General features: G+C 71.1%; 3 protein-coding genes. All 3 read right to left on the bottom strand.

Annotated elements, in window-relative coordinates; all coding sequences use genetic code 11:
* Positions 1–1,577 (bottom strand): beta-galactosidase (locus EIO58_RS14720; RefSeq protein ID WP_127820154.1); only part of this gene is annotated, 1,577 nt, incomplete at its 3' end.
* 3 nt (positions 1,578–1,580) lie between these two features.
* Entirely contained in the window at positions 1,581–3,098 is a 1,518-nt protein-coding gene (locus tag EIO58_RS14725; RefSeq protein WP_127820155.1) for an apiosidase-like domain-containing protein, read from the bottom strand.
* Positions 3,099–3,139: 41 nt separating this feature from the next.
* On the bottom strand, positions 3,140–3,479 hold a 340-nt coding region (locus tag EIO58_RS14730; protein ID WP_164861738.1), incomplete at its 5' end, for a substrate-binding domain-containing protein.

Below are 3,479 nucleotides of genomic sequence, written 5' to 3' on the forward strand. Positions count from 1 at the left end.
GCGGCCACGCCGCGCATGCGTCCGTCGTCGTCGCCGTACCCGGTGCGGGGTCCCACGATCAACCGGCCGCCGAGTCGCGCGTACTCCTCGAGCACGGCGAGCGTCCGGTCGGACGCGGTGATGAGCCCCGCGACGATCAGCGCCGGGAACCGCGCGAGGAGCTCGCTCGCCTCGGGCAGCTGCCGCTCGTTCACAGAGCCGACCTGCAGCCCGGCGTCGACGGCCGCGCGACCGAACGCGCCCACGATCCGGGCGTACGACGTACGGTCGGGCCCGCCCCCCGACGCCAGCGGCGGCTCGAACGCCGTCACCCACTCGCTGTCGTGCGCGTACACGATGCCTACGTCGGCGTCCGGCTCGGCATCGGCCAGCCATTCGGACGCAACGGCGAACTGCGCACCGATGCCCGAGATCTCGCGGTGGATGCGCCCCGGCTCGAGGTCGTGCCCGAGGATGCCGCCCCAGTGCACCTCGGCGCCCGAGTGGAGGGTGTGCCAGTGCCAGTACGACACGAGCCGCGCACCGCGCGCGACGAGCAGCCACGCCGCCTGCGCGAGCTGTCCGTCGTAGGGCGGCCGTGTGAGCCACGCCGGGCCGATCGAGGCGGCGCCGGTCTCGGTGACGAGAAACGGTCCCTCGCGGGTGGCGCGCATGCGGTCGGCCATCAGCACGAGCTGCGGCACGTCGTCGGCGTACCACTGGCCGCCGGCTCCCTCGCGGTCGAGGTCGAGCGCGTCCTGCGCGAGGTAGTAGGCGTTGCCGCTGGCGATGTCGAGGCGGGCACCGACGGCGACGTCGTCCATCGCGGGCCGCTGGTACGCGATGCAGGTCGTGAGAAACGTGTCGTCGGCCACGAGCTGGCGCGCGATGCCGGCCTGCCAGCCGATGAACTGCGCGGTCTGCTCGGCTTGGAACCGCCGCCACGCCAGGTCGTACGCGGGCGTCGTGTTGCCCGCGGGTGCCCACAGCTCCTCCCACGCGCCGATGCGGTGCGACCAGTACGCCAGCCCCCACTCGCGGTTGAGCGTCTCGACGTCGCCGTAGCGATCCGCGACCCACTGCCGGAACCGGTCGACCACGTGATCGTTGTGGATGAGGTGCAGCCCCGCCTCGTTGTCGAGCTGCACGCCGATCACCGCCGCATGCCGCCCGTGCCGGCCCAGCACGGCGCGGATGATCCTCTCCGCGTAGCCGCGGAAGACCTCGGAGGTGTAGTCGACCTCCTGGCGCCCACCCCACGGCACCCGCGAGCCATCGCGGCGCACGACCGCCAGCTCGGGGTGCGTGCGCGCGAGCCACGGCGGCACCGCGTAGGTCGGAGTGCCGAGGATGACGTCGATGCCGTGCGCGCGGGCGCGGTCGAGCACCGGCGTGAGCCACTCGAGATCGAACTCGCCGTCACGCGGCTCCCAGGTGGACCACACCGATTCACCCACGCGGATGCAGGTGATCCCGGCATCCGTCATCAACCGCAGATCGGTCTCGAGCCGCCCCGGGTCAGGAAGGTACTCGTTGTAGTACGCGGTCCCGAGGCGCGGGCCGCGCCGCCACGCGCGCAGGCGATCGACGGATGCCACGGCTCAGTCCTCGACGCGGGTGATGCGCAGCGCGATCGCCTCGCCCTCCGGCAGGTCGACCGGTGCCGACGCGCGGTCGTACGCGTCGTTGCGCTGCACATCGTCGAGCGTGAAGACCCGGCCGACGGGCGTGACGGTCATGTTCCACGTGTCGATCACGTCGACCTCGAACCGGTCGCCGGGCTCCGGCCGCTCCCCGGGGACGCCGATGGGCAGGCGGAACGCCCAGGTCGCGGGCGCGCTGCGGCCGAGGTACTGCACGTACACCCGACGATGGATGCCCGCGACATAGGCCGGGTCGTCCCACTTGTCGATTGGGTCGAGGCCTGGGCCGTCGACCTCCTCGAGGATCCGTCGCAGGAACGCCAGCCGGGCCGGCGAGTCGCCGCGCAGCGGCCCGCCCTCGACCATGTGGAGGCTTCCCGACTCGGTGACGAAACTCTCGCCGTGCGACGCGTAGCACCCGGCGACGGTCGTGATCCAGAACTGGTGCACGAGCTGCTGGGCGTCGAGGTGGCCCCAGCGGTCGGGGATGTCGCCCTCGTACTTGATCTCGTCCAGCACGACCGGCTTTCCGTACACGTCGCGGTAGAGGTTCGCGCGTCCGAAGTCCGTCGTGGCCGACCCGTTCTGGATCGACGCGTGCGTGATCCACGGCTGGTTGTTGTCGTGCAGCTCGATCCAGTTGTGGATCGAGCGAAGATGATCGTAGGGGTCGATCTCGGCGAGGAGGGAGCCGGTGCGGTCCCAGCGCTCCGCCGGGCGCTCGAGCTGGTCGAACTCGTTGCACAGCGACCACCAGACGTGCGGGTACGCAGCCAGGCGCGCGACGAGGTAGCGCAGATAGATCGCGTCCTCCTCCTCGGTGAGCTCGTTGAGGCCGAACTGGCCACGGTCATAGGCGTTGTAGATCAGCACGTCCGCCTGGATGCCGCGGTCGCCGAGCAGCTCCACCGCGCTGTCGAGCCTTTGGAAGAACGCCGGCACGGGCTTGGTGACGTCCCAGCGGCCGTCAGTCCTCTCGAACGGCATGAGGTCGGGGACGTGCTCGATGTAGCCGCCGCCCTGCGGAAAGACCATGAAGCGCAACTTGTTGAATCCGGCGTCGGCGATCGCGTCGACGGTCGAGGAGTACAGCGGCTCGTTCTGGTGCAGCCAGTTGTAGGCGGTCGTGCCGACGGGCCGGAACGGCGTGCCGTCGGCGTGGGCGAAGTGGAAGCGGTGCGCGACGCGCACAGGTCCGTGGTCGTCGCCGCGTGCGACCTCGAGCTCACCCGTCGCACCGCTCAGCGCGGACTCGTCGCTCTCGCTCTCCCAGGTCCACGCGCCCTCGAGATCGGGGGCGAAGCGTGCGCGGTAGGTCGTGCCGCCGTCCCAGAATCCCAGGGCGACGCGTTCGACCCCGGATGCCTTGTGCCGCATCCGGACGGTGAGCGGCGTGCGGTCGGCAGGCACGACGCGGGTGCCTTCGAACGTCAGCTCGATCGGGCGGTACAGCTCATGCGGCTGCGAGTGGGACACGTGGTTCTCCTTCGATGTCGTACCCGTATGGGATGTGCGGGTCAGGGGGCGGTGCGACGCGAGCTCTCGCGCACGACGAGCTCCGGCTCGTACACGCGCTGCGGGTCGGTGACCGAGCCGTGTTCGATGGCCTCGAACAGCAGGTCCACCGCGGTGGCTCCGAAGCCGTCGTGTCGCGCGCGGACGCTCGTGAGCGGCATGAGGGATGCCTCGGCGAACTCGTTGTCGTCGTAGCCGACGAGGGCGACATCGCGCGGCACCGAGACGCCGCCGGCGACGAGCGACTGCAGGATGCCGAGGGCCAGCACGTCGTTGGCGGCGAAGACGGCGTCGGGCCTCTCCGCGGCGGGGCGGCGCGCGAGCTCGGCGCCGACGGCGCGG

The sequence above is a fragment of the Microbacterium sp. CPCC 204701 genome, assembly GCF_004010105.1.
Lineage (GTDB): Bacteria > Actinomycetota > Actinomycetes > Actinomycetales > Microbacteriaceae > Microbacterium.